20 protein-coding genes are annotated in these 18706 nt (G+C 54.7%); 11 read left to right on the forward strand and 9 right to left on the reverse strand.

Features of this window, described 5'->3' with window-relative positions:
• Nucleotides 1–12: 12 nt before the first annotated feature.
• Entirely contained in the window at nucleotides 13–723 is a 711-nt protein-coding gene (gene fabG / locus OO713_RS02955) for a 3-oxoacyl-ACP reductase FabG (protein WP_264786203.1), read from the reverse strand.
• 86 nt (nucleotides 724–809) lie between these two features.
• Between fabG and OO713_RS02960 the strand changes: the two genes are divergently transcribed.
• The 3 genes from OO713_RS02960 (at nucleotide 810) to OO713_RS02975 (ending at nucleotide 2648) form a co-directional block, all read left to right on the forward strand.
• Nucleotides 810–1103 (forward strand): DUF3099 domain-containing protein, encoded by a 294-nt coding sequence (locus tag OO713_RS02960; protein ID WP_264786204.1) that lies wholly within the window; start codon nucleotides 810–812, stop codon nucleotides 1101–1103.
• A gap of 173 nt (nucleotides 1104–1276) precedes the next feature.
• Nucleotides 1277–2065: an SURF1 family protein gene (locus OO713_RS02970; protein ID WP_264786205.1), complete on the forward strand. Its 789-nt coding sequence runs from the start codon at nucleotides 1277–1279 to the stop codon at nucleotides 2063–2065.
• A 31-nt stretch (nucleotides 2066–2096) separates the two neighbouring features.
• Nucleotides 2097–2648, forward strand: a complete 552-nt coding sequence (locus tag OO713_RS02975) for a biotin transporter BioY (RefSeq protein ID WP_264786207.1) — start codon at nucleotides 2097–2099, stop codon at nucleotides 2646–2648.
• A gap of 42 nt (nucleotides 2649–2690) precedes the next feature.
• Here the strand turns inward: OO713_RS02975 and OO713_RS02980 are convergent, their stop codons facing one another.
• Genes OO713_RS02980 through sufB form a run of 5 tightly spaced genes read right to left on the reverse strand, consistent with a single transcriptional unit; the run spans nucleotide 2691 to nucleotide 6683 of the window.
• Nucleotides 2691–3023, reverse strand: coding sequence for a metal-sulfur cluster assembly factor (locus OO713_RS02980; RefSeq protein WP_264786208.1), 333 nt, complete (start codon nucleotides 3021–3023; stop codon nucleotides 2691–2693).
• Nucleotides 3020–3778, reverse strand: a complete 759-nt coding sequence (gene sufC, locus OO713_RS02985) for a Fe-S cluster assembly ATPase SufC (protein WP_264786209.1) — start codon at nucleotides 3776–3778, stop codon at nucleotides 3020–3022. Before sufC ends, OO713_RS02980 begins: the two co-directional genes overlap by 4 nt.
• An 18-nt stretch (nucleotides 3779–3796) precedes the next feature.
• Entirely contained in the window at nucleotides 3797–4105 is a 309-nt protein-coding gene (locus OO713_RS02990; RefSeq protein WP_264786210.1) for a non-heme iron oxygenase ferredoxin subunit, read from the reverse strand.
• A 2-nt stretch (nucleotides 4106–4107) separates the two neighbouring features.
• Nucleotides 4108–5265 carry a Fe-S cluster assembly protein SufD gene (gene sufD / locus OO713_RS02995; RefSeq protein ID WP_264786211.1) on the reverse strand — a complete coding sequence of 386 codons (1158 nt, stop codon included), beginning with the start codon at nucleotides 5263–5265 and terminating at the stop codon, nucleotides 4108–4110.
• On the reverse strand, nucleotides 5265–6683 hold the full coding sequence (sufB, locus tag OO713_RS03000) for a Fe-S cluster assembly protein SufB (RefSeq protein WP_264786212.1): 1419 nt from the start codon (nucleotides 6681–6683) through the stop codon (nucleotides 5265–5267). The genes sufD and sufB overlap by 1 nt, the downstream gene beginning before the upstream one ends.
• 157 nt (nucleotides 6684–6840) lie before the next feature.
• On the opposite strand from sufB, the gene OO713_RS03005 reads away from it, so the two are divergent.
• A complete protein-coding gene (locus OO713_RS03005; protein WP_264786213.1) occupies nucleotides 6841–7911 on the forward strand; it encodes a COX15/CtaA family protein in 1071 nt (356 codons plus the stop codon).
• Nucleotides 7912–9240 carry a deoxyribodipyrimidine photo-lyase gene (locus OO713_RS03010; protein WP_264786214.1) on the forward strand — a complete coding sequence of 443 codons (1329 nt, stop codon included), beginning with the start codon at nucleotides 7912–7914 and terminating at the stop codon, nucleotides 9238–9240.
• Here OO713_RS03010 and OO713_RS03015 read toward each other — a convergent pair.
• The gene (locus OO713_RS03015; RefSeq protein WP_264786215.1) at nucleotides 9237–10142 is read right to left on the reverse strand and encodes a heme o synthase; all 906 of its coding nucleotides are present in this window, start codon (nucleotides 10140–10142) and stop codon (nucleotides 9237–9239) included. The two genes, OO713_RS03010 and OO713_RS03015, sit on opposite strands and share 4 nt — an antisense overlap.
• A gap of 128 nt (nucleotides 10143–10270) precedes the next feature.
• On the opposite strand from OO713_RS03015, the gene tkt reads away from it, so the two are divergent.
• Genes tkt through pgl form a run of 6 tightly spaced genes read left to right on the forward strand, consistent with a single transcriptional unit; the run spans nucleotide 10271 to nucleotide 18090 of the window.
• On the forward strand, nucleotides 10271–12322 hold the full coding sequence (gene tkt / locus OO713_RS03020) for a transketolase (protein ID WP_264786217.1): 2052 nt from the start codon (nucleotides 10271–10273) through the stop codon (nucleotides 12320–12322).
• Nucleotides 12323–12327: 5 nt separating this feature from the next.
• A complete protein-coding gene (gene tal / locus OO713_RS03025) occupies nucleotides 12328–13419 on the forward strand; it encodes a transaldolase (RefSeq protein ID WP_264786219.1) in 1092 nt (363 codons plus the stop codon).
• Complete coding sequence (locus tag OO713_RS03030) at nucleotides 13416–14987, forward strand: glucose-6-phosphate isomerase (protein WP_264786221.1); 1572 nt, start codon at nucleotides 13416–13418, stop codon at nucleotides 14985–14987. Before tal ends, OO713_RS03030 begins: the two co-directional genes overlap by 4 nt.
• A complete protein-coding gene (gene zwf / locus OO713_RS03035) occupies nucleotides 14988–16508 on the forward strand; it encodes a glucose-6-phosphate dehydrogenase (protein ID WP_264786222.1) in 1521 nt (506 codons plus the stop codon). It abuts the gene before it with no gap.
• Nucleotides 16505–17422, forward strand: coding sequence for a glucose-6-phosphate dehydrogenase assembly protein OpcA (locus tag OO713_RS03040; RefSeq protein WP_264786223.1), 918 nt, complete (start codon nucleotides 16505–16507; stop codon nucleotides 17420–17422). Before zwf ends, OO713_RS03040 begins: the two co-directional genes overlap by 4 nt.
• The gene (pgl, locus tag OO713_RS03045; RefSeq protein WP_264786224.1) at nucleotides 17419–18090 is read left to right on the forward strand and encodes a 6-phosphogluconolactonase; all 672 of its coding nucleotides are present in this window, start codon (nucleotides 17419–17421) and stop codon (nucleotides 18088–18090) included. The genes OO713_RS03040 and pgl overlap by 4 nt, the downstream gene beginning before the upstream one ends.
• Here pgl and OO713_RS03050 read toward each other — a convergent pair.
• The gene (locus tag OO713_RS03050; RefSeq protein WP_264786225.1) at nucleotides 18074–18451 is read right to left on the reverse strand and encodes an RNA polymerase-binding protein RbpA; all 378 of its coding nucleotides are present in this window, start codon (nucleotides 18449–18451) and stop codon (nucleotides 18074–18076) included. The two genes, pgl and OO713_RS03050, sit on opposite strands and share 17 nt — an antisense overlap.
• On the reverse strand, nucleotides 18451–18702 hold the full coding sequence (secG, locus tag OO713_RS03055; RefSeq protein ID WP_264786226.1) for a preprotein translocase subunit SecG: 252 nt from the start codon (nucleotides 18700–18702) through the stop codon (nucleotides 18451–18453). Before secG ends, OO713_RS03050 begins: the two co-directional genes overlap by 1 nt.
• Nucleotides 18703–18706: the final 4 nt, after the last annotated feature.

Raw genomic sequence — 18706 nt, forward strand, 5'->3', positions numbered from 1 at the left:
AAAAAACTACACCTAGTGACCCATTCCAAGGCCGCCATCCACGGGGATAACGGCACCTGAAATGTAGCTGGCTTCATCGGATGCGAGCCAGCGAACCACCTTTGCCACCTCTTGAGGGGCAGCGAAGCGACCTGCCGGAATTCGCTGCTTGTAGCCAGCGATAAGTTCTTCCGAGAGCTCGGCGGTCATGTCGGTGTCAATAAAACCAGGAGCAACGACGTTTGCCGTGATGTTTCTGCCACCAAGCTCGCGCGTCACGCTTCTGGCCATGCCGACCAGAGCACTCTTGGTAGCGGAATAGTTGACTTGCCCAGCGCTTCCCAGTAGCCCAACCACGCTGCCGATAAGAATGACGCGTCCAAACTTTGCTTTCAGCATGCCCTTGGTAACGCGGCGAAGCACTCTGAAGACACCATTGAGGTTGGTGTTCACAACCGTTTCGAATTCTTCATCGCTCATTCGCATCAGGAGCGTGTCCTTTGTGATTCCAGCGTTTGCGACCAGGATCTCAATCGGACCGAGCGCAGCCTCAACTTCGGCAAGTGCAGCATCCAACGATTCACCATCGGTGACATCTGCTCTAACCGTTAGTGACCCCGCGGGGCCAGAACCGGAACGTGCTGTTACGGCAACCTTGTAACCGCTGGCGAGGAACTCTTCGGCGATTGCAAAACCGATTCCGCGGTTACCACCGGTCACCAAAACTGTGCGGGCTGATTCCAAAGTGAGCTCCTTGCGGGAATACGATTGCTGGAGAAGTGCTTGAAAACCACAGTTTAGTAATGGCGTGAAGAGAAAAGCGGTAACCGGTGGCTCAGCGACAGAGTGCAACCTCACTCAACATCTCCCCAGATGAGGAGCGTCGCTCTCGCATGATCAAATACACCGTTGCGATGAGTGTGCGCATGGTTTGCATTGTGGCTGGCGTTTTTGCCCAAGGTTGGTTGATGTGGGTGCTATTTGGTCTGGCCATCTTCCTCCCCTACTTTGCAGTGATAGTTGCCAACGCTCAGGGTCCCGCCGAAGACAAGTCGGTTTCAAAGCTGGTCGCTCCTAAGCTCACTTTGAAGGCAAACGACATCAAGATTGTTGATGAGCAGTAAGTGCTCCAGAGCGGGTTGCACTAACCAGGCAACCTCCCTGATCTTCTGGCGAAATCCGAAGGTGCACTCCCCCGACAGAGAGAAAACATGGGGGGCATGTGGGGAGCACGAGGCTTATCTGATTGACTATCTATCAGCAAGATCCTTTTTTCTGAGACGCGAACCCTTTGCACATGAATCAAATTAGACGCTGGGCCCCCTGGTTTGCACTCGTTGTCTTGTTCTCAATAGCCACATCGCTGCTTAGCTGGTGGCAGTTCACAAGACGAGATGAGCGGGTCCAGCGTATCGAGCAGGTGTTGGCTAATTACGACCAGGCACCGGTTGAATACCCAAGGGACGAGGTCGAATTATCTCTGACATCTTGGGAGTGGCGACCAGTAAAGATCTATGGCAGTTATCTCCCTGAGAGCGCGGTTGTAGTTAGAAACCGGCCCCTTTCTGGACAAGCAGGTTTTCTGCAGGTCATCCCTTTTGAGCTTGCCGACGGCACCATTCTTGCCATCGAGCGTGGCTGGATCCCGGCGGGAAGCCCAATTACGACCCCTAGCGCCAACCCACTTCCGGACTCCGCACCTCGCGAGCTAATCGTGAGGCTTCGTGCAGCAGAGCCCAGCCAGCAAAGAGGTGTTGTTGAAGGCCAACTAGCATCCATCGCGCCTGCCGAGCTTCAGGGGCTGAGCGAAGAAAGGCTGGTCACCAGCCACTACGGCAGGCTCGTTTCAGAGGATCCGGAATCCGGTCAAGTTCCTGCGGCCATGCCGAAGCCATCACTCGATGAGGGCAACCACCTCTCCTACGCTTTGCAGTGGGTGCTCTTTGGTCTAATGGCGTTTGCAGCGTTTATCTGGGCAGTTCGAAACGAACGTAGGTTGAGATTAGAGGAACAAGGTTTGCTTCCGCCAAAGACCAAGCGCAAGAATCAAGCTCAGTTGGATGCTGAGATCGAAGATGCTGGCTAAACTTAGGGAAAATCTTGAAGGGATACCAATTTTGAGCAGTGCAGTAATTCTTGATCGTTATGTCCCCAGAACCATCGCCTCAGACATCGCTCTGGTTGGCTCGGGTGCACTTCTGATCGCCATCTCAGCTCAAATCCAAATCCCAATGATTCCGGTCCCAATGACCATGCAGACCTTTGCGGTTTTGCTGGTTGCAGCCGCGCTTGGTTTCTCCAGAGGTGCCGCGAGCACCGCTTTGTACCTAGCGCTCGGTGCGGTCGGACTACCTGTGTTCGCGGGTGCCACAGCGCTAAAGGCTGCCATGCCTACCATCGGCTACCTAATCGGATTTGTTGCGGCCGCAGCCCTAATTGGCTTCCTTGCAGAGCGAGGATTTGCCAAGAACCCTCTCAAGCTTGCCTTCGCTTTCGTTGCCGGTAGCACCATTGTCTATGCAACGGGTGTGATGGGCCTGATGGTCATCCTTGACATCGATTTCCAGACCGCTATCCAAGTTGGCGTTGTTCCGTTTGTGATTGGCGACGCTCTAAAGGCTGCGTTGGCTGCAGCGGTGCTGCCGATTGCGTGGAAATTCACCAAGTAATTTTCAGAAACGAAAAAGCCCGGCGATTGCCGGGCTTTTTTCTTAGATCGAGAAGCCGATCGCGCGCATCATTTCTTTGCCATCCTCGGTGATGCGCTCTGGGCCCCATGGCGGCATCCAGACCCAGTTGATTCTGAATGCATCAACCACGTTGTCCAGAGCCTGAGCGGTTTGCTCTTCGATGACATCGGTCAAGGGGCAACCGGCACTTGTCAGGGTCATGTTGATCAGGAGTGCTCCGTCAGAGGACTCCTGCAGGCCGTAGACAAGACCAAGATCAACAATGTTTACACCAATCTCTGGGTCGATGATTTCCTTCATCGCCTCCAGAACCTGGTCATAGCGCTCTGGGCTGAGCTCTTTTACTTCGTTCATACATTGGCCTTCAGGTAACGGTCGTAACCCTCTGCCTCTAGTCTCTCTGCCAGCTCTGGCCCACCCTGCTCAGCAACCTTTCCGGCCACAAAAACGTGAACGAAGTCTGGCTGAATGTAGCGCAGAATGCGGGTGTAGTGGGTGATCAGCAGCACACCAAGATCAGTGTTTGCCTTGGCGCGGTTTACGCCCTCAGAAGCGATCTTGAGCGCGTCTACGTCCAAACCTGAGTCAGTCTCGTCCAGGATGGCAATCTTTGGCTTTAGAAGCTCGAGCTGCAGAATCTCGTGACGCTTCTTCTCACCACCGGAGAAACCCTCATTTACGTTGCGCTCGGTGAAGTCTGGATCCATTCGCAGGTTGTTCATCGCGGTCTTCAGATCGCCAACCCACTGGCGCAGCTGCGGAGCCTCGCCGCTGATGGCAGTCTTCGCGGTTCTAAGGAAGTTGGAAACCGATACTCCAGGAACCTCAACCGGGTACTGCATGGCAAGGAACAGGCCAGCGCGAGCCCGCTCGTCCACTTCCATCTCCAAGACGTTCTCGCCGTCCAAAAAGATCTCACCCTCGGTGACCTCATACTTTGGGTGACCGGCTACCGAGTAGGCAAGGGTGGATTTGCCTGAACCGTTTGGACCCATGACCGCGTGGGTCTCGCCGGAGCGAATGGTTAGGTCCACACCGCGCAAAATCTGCTTCGGCCCCTGGTCGGTGTTGACAGAGACGTGCAGGTTCTTGATTTCTAGAGTTGCCATGATTTCCTTACCTAAGTCCTATTCGTATTCCACGTAAATGTCGTTGTTGTCGATCAGCACCTCGTAGGTGGCAACCGGTTCATATGCCGGAAGGCTGAGTGGTTTGCCTGTGTTGAGATCGAACTTCGCACCGTGTGCCCAGCACTCTACGGTCTCGTTGTCTACGAACCCCTCGGAAAGCGAGATCTCGCCGTGTGAGCACTTGTCATCAAGTGCCTTCACATCACCGTTTGGGGTTCTAATGATTGCGATCGCGTGATCGTTGATCTTGACCCTGATTGCCTTACCTGGCTTTAGGTCATCTAGGGAACAAATCTTGGTTGCCATGTCTATGCACCAACTCTCTCTAGTTCTAGTTCGATTACAGAGATCAAGCGCTGTTCAATCTCTTCGATACCGATTTTCTGAATGATCTCATTGAGGAAGCCGCGAACCACAAGCTTTCTGGCATCTGACTCTGAGACACCGCGAGCCATCAGGTAGAAAAGCTGCTCATCGTCAAATCGACCCGAGGCACTGGCGTGGCCGGCACCCTCGATCTTGCCGGTTTCGATCTCGAGGTTTGGCACTGAGTCAGCTCGAGCGCCATCCACCAAGAGCAGGTTGCGATTTAGCTCGTAGGTGTCGGTGCCCTCAGCGCTCTCGCGGATTAGGACGTCGCCTACCCAAACAGTGTGCGCACCAGCGCCCTGCAGTGCTCCCTTATACGCCACGTTAGAGACACAGTTCTTCGCGATGTGATCCACGAATGGTCGATGTTCGAAGTAGTTTCCAGTGTCGGCCAGGTAAACACCAAACATCTCAACCTCAGCACCTGGGCTTGAGAGGAATGCGGTTGGTGTCACGCGAACCAAGTCACCGCCCAGAGAGACCACTACGTGCTTTAGCTTCGAGTCGCGACCCTGGCGGCAGAACTGCGATGAAATGTGGCTGGAGCCACTCTCCCACTGCTGAATTGAAACAAAGTTCAACTGTGCACCATCACCCAAGATGATCTCGACGTTCTCTGCCAGCGAGCCCACTCCGACATGGTCCAAGACCACGGTGGCGTTGGCAAAATTGCCAACTTTCACAACGAGGTGGGAGGCCTTCGCTTCGGTCGAGGTTGGCTGAATCTTGATAAAGCTCGCCTCGGCAGAGCTGAACTCCGCAGGGACCTCAACCAATAGGGTCTTGGATGCGTTAGTCCATGCTGCAGCTGAAACGCGGTCCTCAGGCAGACCCGCCTGACCGACAACTGGGTCGGTCGACTCAACCGAACGCGCGGTTACACCTGCTACCAATCGGAGCGAGATGTCTTCATCTGCAACCTCGGCCATAACTTCAGCATCTAGGCCGCGAAGTTTGTCGGTCGGCAGGTAGCGCCAGATTTCCTGAAGCTTAGAAATTGGTTCGAAGTCTGCCACTGAGGTGGAACGTGGACGCTCGGAGCGAGTCTGAATTGGAACGTTTCCGTGGCTGTGCTCTTTGATACCGTGCTGAGTCATTAGCCCACCGCGCCTTCCATTTGCATCTCAATGAGCTTGTTCAGTTCAAGGGCGTACTCCATCGGTAGCTCCTTGGCGATCGGCTCGATAAATCCGCGCACGATCATTGCCATGGCCTCATCCTCAGGCATGCCGCGAGACTGCAAGTAGAAAAGCTGCTCAGCAGAAATTTGAGAAACAGTTGCCTCGTGACCCATCGACACATCGTCTTCACGAATGTCGTTTGCTGGGTATGTGTCAGATCGCGAGATGGTGTCAACCAATAGCGCGTCACAGCGCACGGTGTTTGCCGAGTGGTGAGCACCTGGGTTTACTCGAATCTCGCCGCGGTAGCTTGTGCGACCGCCTCCTCGAGCGATTGACTTGGAGACAATTGAGCTCGTGGTGTGAGGAGCGAGGTGAATCATCTTGGCTCCGGCGTCCTGGTGTTGACCCTCACCTGCAAACGCAACTGAGAGGGTCTCTCCCCTAGCGTGCTCGCCCGCGAGAATGACGCTTGGGTACTTCATGGTCACCTTGGAACCGATGTTGCCATCGATCCACTCCATGGTGGCACCCTCGTGAGCGATTGCGCGCTTGGTCACGAGGTTGTAGACGTTGTTTGACCAGTTCTGGATGGTGGTGTAGCGAACGCGTGCGCCCTTCTTCACGATGATCTCAACCACAGCAGAGTGCAACGAGTCTGACTGGTAAATCGGGGCGGTGCAGCCCTCGATGTAGTGAACGTAGGAGTCCTCATCTGCGATGATCAGGGTTCTCTCGAACTGACCCATGTTCTCGGTGTTGATGCGGAAGTAGGCCTGCAGTGGAATCTCAACGTGAACGCCCTTGGGCACGTAAACGAATGATCCCCCGGACCAAACGGCAGTGTTTAGCGCTGCAAACTTGTTGTCTCCAGCCGGGATCACGGTGCCGAAGTACTCCTTGAAAATCTCAGGGTGTTCCTTCAACGCGGTGTCGGTGTCCAAGAAAATAACGCCTTGCTCTTCTAGGTCCTCGCGGATCTGGTGATAAACCACCTCAGACTCATACTGGGCAGCGACACCGGCAACAAGGCGCTGACGCTCGGCCTCTGGGATGCCCAGGCGCTCGTAGGTGTTTCTGATGTCATCAGGCAGATCTTCCCAGGACTGTGCCTGACGCTCGGTGGAACGAACGAAGTACTTGATGTTGTCAAAGTCAATGCCGGATAGGTCGGAACCCCATGATGGCATTGGCTTCTTGAGGAAAAACTCGTAACCCTTGAGGCGACGCTCCAGCATCCAGTCTGGCTCGCTCTTTTTGCCTGAGATGTCCTTTACGACGCTTTCGTTGATACCGCGCTTAGCAGACGCTCCGGCATCGTCCTTGTCGGACCAACCAAACTCGTAGTTACCGAGCTCATCAAGCTCTGGGCGGTCGATGATTTTTTCGGACACGCATCCTCCTGGTTTTTCATACTGATTCAACCCTCGCCTTGGTTGGTTATTCCTACCAATTTGAGCGTGAGAGACTTGTCTCAGACCCTGAAAAGGTTAACAGTCATCCGGGCTGGGAACTACTTAGGGGAACCTAAGTTGAGGTATGGAATTGCGAATGATGAAGACGGTCTGGTTCGACAAGATCGTGGCCGAGCAGCGAATTCGCCTTTACGTTTGGCTCTCGCTAGCAACTCAGATTCTTATCGTCGTGACCGGCGGCCTGGTGAGGCTAACCGCCTCCGGACTCGGCTGCCCTACCTGGCCAAAGTGCACCGAGGACTCGCTAGTTTCAACCCCCGAGATGGGTATTCACGGAATCATCGAGTTCGGTAACCGCCTACTCACGATTGTTCTGCTGGTGATCGCACTTCTCACTTTCATCACCATTTTCCGCACCCACCCAGCCAAGCGTCAGCTCTTAGTGCCCACGCTCGCCTTCTTCGCCACCATGGTGCTGCTCGTAGTGTCGCTGGTTTTGGCTGTGGTGTTCGGCCCAGAGCTGTTCGTGATCGCGCTGTGGGTACTGATCGCCGCCTTGACCATAACGTTCGTGACCACCTTCATCAGGCGAGCAAAGCGAGCCGTGAGAATTTCAACCCTGGTGCCGGCATTCGGATTAGGCCTAGGCATTATTGGCCAGGCAGTGCTTGGTGGAATCACGGTGCTTACCCAACTGAACCCTTGGATCGTGGGTCTTCACTTCGTGCTATCGGCGTATTTGATTGCACTAGCAAGCGTGATGGTCTTCAGGGCACTTCCTAAGACAATGGGTCCTGTCGCTCCAATGGCCAACAAGCTTCGTTGGCCGGTTGCAGTGGTGAGCGCTATCACAATCTTGATCGGTGTGGTTGTAACAGGTGCCGGGCCTCACGCTGGGGATGTCGATACCCCAAGAAATGGCCTAGATCTTGAAATCTGGCAGCATTACCACTCTTACCCAGGCTACCTAATGCTGATTCTGATAGTCGTGGCACTTGTAGCCCAGGGTCAGACTGCGCCGAGCTTGAAGAGCTATCCAACAAGAGCATTGGCCTTACTTTTCGTCACATCGGTCGCTCAGGCGCTGGTCGGTGTCATTCAAGCCAGGATGGGAGTGCCACCGTTTTTGGTTGCACTGCACATGTTAGGAGCTGCAGTGCTTTCATCAATGGTTACGTTCTTCTGGCTCACTGCAAAAAAAAGCTAAATGAAGGTAGTTCACCTATTCACTAGAGATCTTCGAGTCCAAGACAACGAAGCCCTCACGCTTGCGGCTGATCACGAGGTTGCGTTTGCCTTTTGTCTACCAGCTGACTTTGCAAAGCTTTTGCCGATTCGCTCAAACTCTCTTATCGCTTCCCTGGCAGCGCTGCAGCAGGATCTGCCTTCGCAGCTAGCGGTGTTCAAGAACATCGAAGAACTGGTTGCAGCGTTGGTTGAAGCACAGGTCGAAGCTGTATACATGACGAGGAATTTTGATACCAATGCGATGCTTTGGCAGTCACAGCTGGCAGAGGCACTGTTTGGTGCTGGAATCGCACTCAAATTGGTTGGATCCAATTACGCTGTCGAGCCTGGGACGGTGAGAAAGGATGATGGTAATCCCCTGCGGGTCTACACACCTTTTTATCGGCGTTGGTCCCAGGTGCCGGTCCCAGCACCTCTCAAAGTTGACCTCGATGCTGCCAAAAGCTGGCAGCTCAAGGGTGGTTCAATTCCCGAGGCTACCGAGTCTCCGGTAAAGATCCGAGCCGGCGAGCGTTACGCACTAAGAACCCTGGAGCGATTTATGGTTTCCAGAGCTGCCTCATACGACACGCTGCGCGATAGATCAGATCTAGGTGGCACCTCGCACCTCTCACATGCTCTTGCCCATGGAGAAATTCACCCCAGGACCATCCTCTACCGACTCGGTTCGTCGGCATCAGAGGAGGTCTTCCGCAAGGAGATTGCCTGGCGAGAGTTCTACGCTGATGTGCTGTTCCACAACCCTCACACCTTGAATGAGTACTTCGATCTCAAGTACGCCAGGCTGCGTTATGACGACCCAAGTGAAAAGCAAGCACTACTTGCGGCTTGGAAAGAGGGGAAGACTGGCTTCCCTATGGTTGACGCCGCAATGCGACAGCTCAGAAGCACAGGTTGGATGCATAACCGAGCGAGAATGATCGTTGCCAGTTTCTTGGTGAAGGATTTGCACTTTGAATGGCAGGTCGGCGCTCGCCACTTTGAAGAGCACCTAACTGACTTCGATCCGGCCTCAAATAGTCATGGCTGGCAGTGGACCGCGGGTTGTGGCACTGATGCCTCACCGTTTTTCAGGGTCTTCAATCCAATTACCCAGGGCGAAAAGTTCGACCCGCAGGGTGACTACGTCAGGCGATACATCCCCGAGCTGGCTCACATTCCTGGCAAAGCGGTTCACCAGCCCTGGTTGCTGGTAGACGGTTTGGCAAATGGCTACCCCGCTCCGATTGTGGATCACGCGACTGAACGCCTCGAGGCCCTAGCTCGCTTGAAGGAACTCTCGGCTTAGAACGGAAGCAGTGGGTCGATCGCGATTGCCAAGAACAAAAGCGTCAGATGCGAGATAGAACCGTGGAAAAGCCGCATCGGATTCTTTGGGATACCGACCTTGGCTTCGTTGTACAGGCGGTGTGATTCCCAGGTAAACCATGCACCGGCAATTACTGCCACTGCCGTGTATACCAGACCCATACCCGCGATTGGAATTAGAAGCAGCGTTGCAGCCAGGTATGCCCAGGCGTAAAGAATTATCTGCCGACCAACGACCTCGTTTTTTGCCACCACGGGCAACATTGGAACGCCTGCATCGCGGTAGTCCTCGAGATAGCGCATCGAAAGCGGCCAGTAGTGCGGCGGAGTCCACAGGAAGATGATCAGGAATAAGATCCAGGCCGTTATCGAAACTTCGTTGGTGACTGCCGACCAGCCGATCAGCGCCGGCATCGCTCCTGCAGCACCACCCCAGACAATGTTTTGCGGGGTCCTGCGCTTTAGCCCGAGGGTATAGACGAAGACGTAGAACAGAATTGCCGCAAGTGACAGCAGAGCGCTGAGTAGGTTCACCGTTACCCATAGCCACACCACCGATAGCACACCGATGCCCCAGGCAAACCAAAGCGCTTCAGTCTTGGTCAGCTCACCGGTAACCAGTGGTCGGTTCTTTGTTCGACCCATGATCTTGTCTATGTCGGCATCGATGTAGCAGTTGAAAGCGTTGGCACTTCCCGCGCTGAGCGCTCCACCAATCAAGGTTGCCAGCATGAGAGTTAGAGGAGGAATCTCCCCCGCTGCCAGGATCATGGTTGGCACGGTTGCGATCAGCAGCAACTCGATTACCCGCGGTTTGGTCAGCGCGAAGTAGGCGCGAAGCTTCGCGCCAAAAGAAGGCTTGGTTTTTGCGGGGGTGGACATCGCGACAAGTCTAATCCTCCTGCACCGCCACAGAAACTGAAGGTATAGACTTCAAAGCAAATTCGGAGCATCGCCGCCCCGTCATCTCCCCCATTGAAAAAGCCTCAAGATTGGAAACTTTTTAATTGTTGGAATGGACTGAACTAGATGACCAGGCGGTAAAAACCGCCAAAGTTTTGGCAGCAGATGCCGTTGAGAAAGTTGGCAACGGCCACCCTGGTACCGCAATCTCGCTTGCGCCCGTGGCCTACCTGTTGTTCCAGAAGGTAATGCGCCACAACCCGAGCGATGATCGTTGGGCTGGCAGGGACCGATTTATTCTCTCCGTTGGGCACTCCTCGCTGACTCTTTACAACCAGTTATACCTGGGCGGTTTTGGTCTTGAGCTAGATGACATCAAGGCGCTTCGCACCTGGGGATCACTGACCCCTGGTCACCCAGAGTTTGGTCACACCAAGGGTGTCGAAATCACGACTGGACCGCTGGGCCAGGGATTGGCATCCGCCACTGGCTTTGCCATGTCTCAGCGTTTCGAACGTGAACTATTTGATGGCGAGAACCAAGGCGAGAGCCCATTTGACCACAAGGTTTATGTGATCGCCGGTGATGGTGATTTGCAGGAGGGTGTCAGCGCTGAGTCAGCCTCCATCGCTGGTCACCTCGGCCTTGGAAACCTCATTGTGATTTACGACGCAAACCAGATCTCAATTGAAGATGACACCAACATCTCCTTCACCGAAGATGTGGCCGCACGTTACCGTGCCTATGGCTGGCAGACCCTCGAGGTCGACTGGCGCAAGGGCGGCTACAAGGAAGATGTCTCAGCTCTGTACGACGCCATTCGCGAGGCCCAGCTCGAGACCGATAAGCCAACTCTGATCACGCTTCGCACGATCATTGGCTGGCCTTCGCCTGAGAAGCAAAACACCGGAAAGATCCACGGTTCAAAGCTCGGAGCTGAAGAGCTTGCCGGCTTGAAGGTGGCACTCGGGTTTGACCCTGAGAAAAGCTTCGACGTTTCCCCTGCCGTCTTAGAGCACACCCGCAAGTTGGTTGACCGCGGGGCGGAACAGCATTCCGAGTGGAACAAGCAGTTCGAGGCATGGAAGAGCAAGAACCCAGCCGCAGCAGACCTTTTCACTCGCCTTGAAGCTGGGCAGTTACCGGCAGATTTGGAGTCGGCTCTACCGGTATTTGAAGCAGGCACCGAGGTTGCGACCCGTGCCGCTTCCGGCAAGGTAATCAATGCTTTAGCCGCCAAGCTACCTGAGCTGTGGGGTGGCTCTGCAGATCTAGCGGAGAGCAACAACACCACCATCGAAGGTGGTGGCTCATTCGTGCCAAGCAAGTGGCAGACCAAGCACTGGACCCCAAAGGCCGCCGGTCGCATTCTGCACTTCGGTGTTCGTGAACACGCCATGGGTGCCATTCTGAACGGCATTACCCTTTCCGGGCGCACTCGAGTCTTCGGTGGCACCTTCCTGGTGTTCTCTGACTACATGCGACCAGCTGTTCGTCTAGCGGCTCTGATGGGAATCCCATCAACGTTCGTATGGACTCACGACTCGGTGGCTTTGGGTGAAGATGGCCCAACTCACCAGCCGATCGAGCACCTAACCGCTTTACGTGCAATTCCTCAGCTCGATGTGGTGCGACCAGCAGACGCTAACGAGACTGCACAGGCCTGGCTTGAGATCATGCGTCGCAAGAACAACCCCGCTGGCATCGTGCTCACGCGTCAGAACCTTCCGGTTGTTGACCGCAGCAAGTTCGCATCTGCGTCCATGGTTTCCAAGGGTGGATACGTCCTATCGGAGGTATCTAACCCCCAGGCGGTAATCATCGCCACCGGTAGCGAGGTTCAGTTTGCACTCGAGGCTCAGGCCCAGCTCCAGAGTCAAGGAATCGCGGTAAACGTAGTTTCGATGCCGTGTGTGGAGTGGTTCAAGGAGCAGCCTCAGAGCTACCGCGACCAGGTTCTTCCACCAGCGATCAAGGCTCGTGTATCCGTTGAGGCCGGCCTAACTCTGGGCTGGAGAGAGTTCATCGGTGACCAAGGAGTCGCCGTTGGAATCGATCACTATGGCGCAAGCGCTGACTACCAGACTCTCTACCGTGAGTTTGGCATCACCACCGAGGCAGTTGTAGCTGCCGTTCAGTCTTCTATCAAAGGTAACTAACATCCATGTCTTCACTTCAAGATCTAACTAACGCCGGAGTTTCAATCTGGCTGGACGACCTATCCCGAGACCGTATCGAGTCCGGAAACCTCGAGAATCTGATCCGCGATTTTTCGGTTCGCGGTGTGACCACCAACCCCACTATCTTCGCCGCCGCGCTGAAGGGCTCCTCCTACGGTTCTGCTATTGCAGAGCAGGCGGCCAAGGGTGCTTCTGCTGCCCAGGCGATTGCTGAAATCACCTCGAAGGACGTTGCGGACGCCTGCGACATCTTCGCTGATCTGTATCGCTCCTCCAACGGTGTTGATGGTCGCGTTTCAATCGAAGTTGAACCAGGTCTTGCTCACAACACCGAGGCGACCATCGCGCAGGCACTCGAGCTTTACAAAATGGTTGGCAAAGAGAACGTCATGATCAAGATTCCAGCGACCAAGGCCGGGCTTCCAGCGATTACCGAGGTCATCGCGAATGGAATCTCGGTGAACGTGACGCTGATCTTCTCGACCGAGCGCTACGCAGAGGTGATCGACGCCTACCTTTTGGGTCTTGAGAAGGCTGCTGCTAAGGGCATCGACCTGTCCAAAATTCACTCTGTAGCTTCCTTCTTCGTTTCTCGCGTGGACACTGAAGTAGACAAGCGCCTAGCAGCCCTGGGCCGCAGCGAACTCAGCTCCAAGGCTGCTCTTGCGAACGCTCGTTTGGCTTACGGTCTGTTCCTGGAGAGCATTCAGGGACCGCGTTGGAACGAGTTGAGCGCGAAGGGTGCCAATGCCCAGCGTCCACTGATGGCTTCGACTGGAGTTAAGGACCCTAACCTTCCAGACACCCTTTATGTGTCAGAACTTGTTGCGCCGCAGCTTGTAAACACCATGCCAGAGAAGACTTTGATGGCGATGGGAGACCATGGTGTTGTAACCGGTAACACCATTGAGCCAAACCTTGCTGCCGCCAGTGACTTCCTTGCGGAGTTGAGCGTTGCAGGAGTCGATTTCGATGACGTGACCGCATTGCTTGAAAAAGAGGGTGTGGAGAAGTTCATTGCATCCTGGGATGAGCTAGTCGCGTCAGTTGAGGCCGCCCTGGAGGCTGCTCGATGAGAGTTTCGGTAGCGAGCAAGCTGGTTGAGCTAAACGAGGTTGTGGATCTACTGGTCAAGGACCAGGTTGCGTCGCGCATTCGAGCAAAGGACTCCAGTATTTGGGGACCGCAGGCGCAGCCAGAGGCGAGCATTCGCCTCGGTTGGGTTGAGTCTGCCGAAATTTCGCTACCGCTTGTGCCACAAATCATTGAACTTCGGGACGAGTTCCGCAAGGCCGGTCTCACTCGATTTGTGCTCTGCGGCATGGGTGGATCCTCGCTTGCCCCCGAGGTAATCACCAAGAACGCTCGGGTTGAGCTCGTGGTTCTGGATTCCACTGATCCATCTCAGGTTCGCAGCGCGCTTAATGAGATTGAGAAGACAGTTGTTGTTGTTTCCTCTAAGTCTGGCTCAACCGTCGAAACTGATTCTCAAAAGCGTGCCTTTGAAACTGCTTTCAGGGGAGCCGGTATTGACCCGACTGAGCGCATCGTAATTGTCACCGACCCAGGTTCACCGCTTGACCAGTCAGCCCGCCAGGCTGGCTACCGGGTTTTCAATGCCGATCCAAACGTTGGCGGTCGCTACTCAGCGCTCACGGCATTTGGTCTAGTGCCATCTGGTTTAGCTGGGGCTGACATCACAGGCTTGCTTGCATCGGCCAGGGCTGCTGATTCGGTTTTGAGCTCAGATTCTTCAGACAATCCCGCTCTTTGGCTGGCTGCTGCTTTGACCAAGACTAAGTCTGCTGCAGGTTTCAAGGACAAGTTTCTAGTCGACTCCGGCTCACTTCTTGGATTTGGAGACTGGGTCGAGCAGCTGGTTGCTGAGAGCACCGGAAAAGAAGACTTTGGCACCCTACCTGTGGTGGTGAGTTCGAATGCCCCAGAGTTTCAAACGGCGACATCTGATGTTTTGATTACCCGCTTTGCGAACAGAGATGCTGACTCGGAAGATGTGAGCTTCTTTGGTGATCTGGGTGAGCTATTCCTGATGTGGGAGTACGCCACTGCAGTTGCAGGATATTTGCTGGGTATAAACCCATTCGATCAGCCAAACGTAGAGTCGGCCAAGGTAGCGGCACGTGAGCTACTGGACTCCCCCGCAGAGCTAACCGACCCGGACTTTACCGATCGTGGTGTAGCGGCAAAGTCTTTTGGGTTTGAACTCTCGGGTCAGACTGTAGAGGCAGCCATTCAAGAGCTTTTCTCAAGGCTTAATGACTCAAGTTACATCTCGATTCACGCCTACCTCAACCGTGAGGCGTATCCACAGTTCGAGGAGCTGCGAGACCTGATCGCAAAGAAAACCGGTCGTCCAGTGACCTTTGGTTGGGGACCTAGGTTCTTGCACTCCACGGGTCAGTATCACAAGGGTGGGCCGAAGCAGGGTGTGTTCCTGCAGCTGACCCACAAGGTTGACCAAGACTTAGAAATCGAGGGTCGACCATTTACCTTTGGCACCCTGATCGCAGCTCAGGCTGCCGGTGATGCCAGAGTGCTGGAGTCGAACGGCCTTCCAGTTCTTTCGCTGGACCTAGGTAACCCATTGGTTGACCTCGAGTTGATCAAGAGGGCTCTTAGCTAAATGGCAACTAACCCACTGCGTAATCCCAAAGACCGTCGACTGCACAAGATTGCAGGCCCTAGCGGTCTGATCATGTTTGGTGTTACCGGTGACCTATCGCGCAAGAAGCTAATGCCGGCGGTCTATGACCTAGCCAACCGAGGCCTTTTGCCACCTGCTTTTTCTCTCGTCGGTTTCGCTAGACGTGACTGGTCAAAGCAAGATTTCGAAACCGTGGTCTATGAGGCTGTTAAGGCACACGCCAGAACCCCTTGGTCTGATTCGGTATGGGAGCAGTTGGTTCAAGGCATTCGATTTGTCTCGGGGCGTCACGATGATCCTGAGGCTTTCCAAGAGCTGAAGCGAACTGTTGATGAGCTCGACCGAGAGCGAGGCACGGCAGGTAATCACGCCTTCTACCTATCAATCCCGCCGCGGGATTTCCCGCTGGTTGTGAATCAGCTGGAAGCAGCTGGATTGACTGATGCTGGGCCAGGTGAGTTCCGTCGCGTAGTCATTGAGAAGCCCTTTGGATCTGACCTCAAGACGGCACGCGAGTTGAATGAAGTTGTGGAGCGAGTGTTTCCGGCCGACTCGGTATTCCGAATCGATCACTACCTCGGTAAAGAGACAGTGCAGAACATTTTGGCATTGCGGTTTGCCAATGAAATGTTTGAGCCTATTTGGAACAGTCAGCACATCGATCACGTGCAGATCACCATGGCCGAGGATATTGGCATTGGCGGCAGGGCTGGGTATTACGACGGTATTGGAGCGGCTCGTGATGTGATTCAGAATCACCTCTTGCAGCTACTCGCGCTAACTGCCATGGAGCAACCTGATTCCTTCGACGCCACCGACCTGCGTGCCGAAAAGGAAAAGGTTCTCGCGGCAGTTAAGTTGCCGGCAGATCTCTCTAAGCACACCGCTCGCGGGCAATACCTGGGCGGTTGGCAGGGTGGTGAGCAGGTGCTGGGATTCTTGGAAGAGGACGGGATTAACCCGCAGTCGAAGACCGAGACCTTCGCGGCTTTCAGACTCGATGTTGACACCGATCGCTGGAAGGGTGTCCCCTTTTACCTACGCGCTGGCAAGCGGCTAGGTAGACGCGTGACCGAGATTGCAGTCGTGTTCAAACGAGCTTCGCAACAGCTATTCGCCCAAGAGCAGACTGCTCTACTGGGTGAAAATGCCTTGGTCATCAGGGTTCAGCCCAACGAGGGTGTGACCATGCGCTTTGGATCAAAGGTTCCGGGGCCAAGCATGCAGGTTCGCGATGTAACCATGGACTTTGGATATGGCCATGCCTTCACTGAGGACAGCCCTGAGGCCTATGAGCGTCTGATCCTTGATGTATTGCTGGGTGAACCACCACTATTCCCAAGACAGCGTGAGGTCGAGCTCTCCTGGGAGATTCTCGACCCTATCGTTAGCCACTGGGAGCAGAATTCCAGACCAGAGCCGTATGCACCGGGCAGCTGGGGACCAGAGTCCGCGCATCGCATGCTCGAAATTGATGGCAGATCCTGGAGGCGACCATGATCGTTGATATCCCAAACACCACCGTCTCTAAGGTGAGCAAGAAGCTTCAGGAGCTTCGTGACTCTGGTGGTGTGGTCGCACTGGGTCGAGTTCTCACGCTGCTGATTCAGACAGACCTTGAGCATGTTGAGGCAGCTATCAAGGCTGCCAATGGCGCCTCAAGACTGCACCCTTCCAGAATCATCGTGCTTGCCGACGAGCCTCACTCGGAGGCTGCAGATCAGCTTGATGCCCAGATTCGCGTTGGTGGCGACGCGGGAGCGTCCGAGGTCATCGTATTGCGCGCCTACGGTGATGCCGCATCGAACCCAGAATCTTTGATTACCGGACTATTGCTACCCGATGCTCCGGTCGTGGCGTGGTGGCCATCCTCCTGCTCCGCAAGCCCCGCAAGCTCTGCGGTTGGTCAAATAGCGTCAAGACGTTTGATCGACTCAGCCCTGCAAAACAACGCCCGTGAATTTTTGAAAGAGTTTGCTTCCAATTACCAACCGGGTGATGGCGACCTGGCATGGACTCGAATCACTCTCTGGAGAGCTCAGCTAGCTGCGCTATTTGAGCAGCATGCCCACCGAAGGGTCACGAAGGTTCGAGTCTTGGGTAGCGCAAGCTCTCCGAGCGCTGACTTGCTGGCGATGTGGCTTGGCACTTCTCTCGGCATCCACGCTGAACTGATTTCAGTTGTGGACGGTGTTCAAATTCAGGGCATCTATGGCGTGGAGGTTGAGTTTGAAGACGGTTACCTGCACGTTCACAGACCAGATCAGGTAGCAACCATCAAGCAAACCGGTGCTCCAGACAGCTCAGTGCTTCTCCCCCGCCGTTCGGATCAAGACTGCTTGGTCGAGGATATGCGCTTTTTGGGTGAGGATGAGATCTTCGGCAACGTGCTGCGAGGCTTTCTAGCCAAATGAGTGACTTTGAGGTTTTTGACACACCAACCCAGGTTGCTTCAGAGGTTGCATCGAGGCTAGCGGCTTTGATCCAGCAAGATGGCAGCACGAAACTTGTTGCCCTCACTGGTGGAACTTTGGGTATTGAAGTGATTCGAGAGTTTGCCAAGTTTGACAATGGCACGCTTCCTGTGAAATTCGTTTTTGGCGACGAGCGCTTTGTCGCCCCCTCTCATGCCGACAGAAATGAGCATCAGGGTTTAGTCGCTTGGCCGGGGCTAGAGAAATATCTGCTCCGCTACCCAGATGCTGATCAAGATCTGGACACTGCCGCCGAGAACTTCGAAGCCTTTCTCAAGCAGGAACTCGGTGAGAACCCAGTTTTTGACCTGACAATCTTGGGCATGGGGCCCGATGGTCACGTCGCTAGCCTCTTCCCAGGTCACGACTCCCCCGGAGAACTGGTGGTTGCTGAGTCCGATTCACCGAAGCCACCATCGCAGCGACTCAGTCTTAGCTATGACGCGTTGAATCGTTCGCGTCAGGTTTGGTTTGTAGCCTCGGGAGACGCCAAGGCCGATGCTGTTCGCTGCGCGAGGAGTGCTGATTGTGAACTACCAGTTGCAAAAGTAAAAGGCCTTGAAAAGACCCTTTGGTTTATTGACCTAGAACTTAGCCGCGCGCTTTAGCAGCAGCTGCCGCGCGCTCACGACGCTCTCTGATAGCGCTGAGTGCCTCATCAAGAATCTGAGCTGCCTCTTCGTCGGTTCGACGCTCTTTCACGTATGCGAGGTGTGTCTTATACGGCTCAATCTTCGCCACCAATGGTGGATTTGCCTTGTCTTTACCAGCAGGCAGGCCGCAGTTTGGGCAGTCGATCTCGGAAGGCAGGTCTTCAGAACTGACCGTAGCAGCAAACATCGGGTGGGACTCATGTCCGTTTGAGCAGTAGAAGCTCAGAGTGATCTTGGGTACCTGGTGACCGCGATCCTGCTCACCCATTGGTCCAGCGCCAACGCGGGCGCCGCGAATTGAGGCTGAATTTGACACTAAGCCGCCCAGCCGAATCTAGTGAAGAGTCCGAGGATGATAATTACGGTTACCCAAACCAGCGCTAGCACGATGGTGATGCGGTTTAGGTTGCGCTCTGCGACACCGGATGAACTCATTGAGGAGGTCATGCCGCCACCGAACATGTCGGCAACTCCGCCACCACGACCCTTGTGAAGCAAGATCATCATAATCAGCAGGGTGCTAGTAATCGCCAGCAGCACTAGGAGTGCGGTTTGCAAGGCAGCCATAAAC

The sequence above is a fragment of the Aquiluna sp. KACHI24 genome (genome assembly GCF_025997915.1).
Taxonomy (GTDB): Bacteria; Actinomycetota; Actinomycetes; order Actinomycetales; family Microbacteriaceae; genus Aquiluna.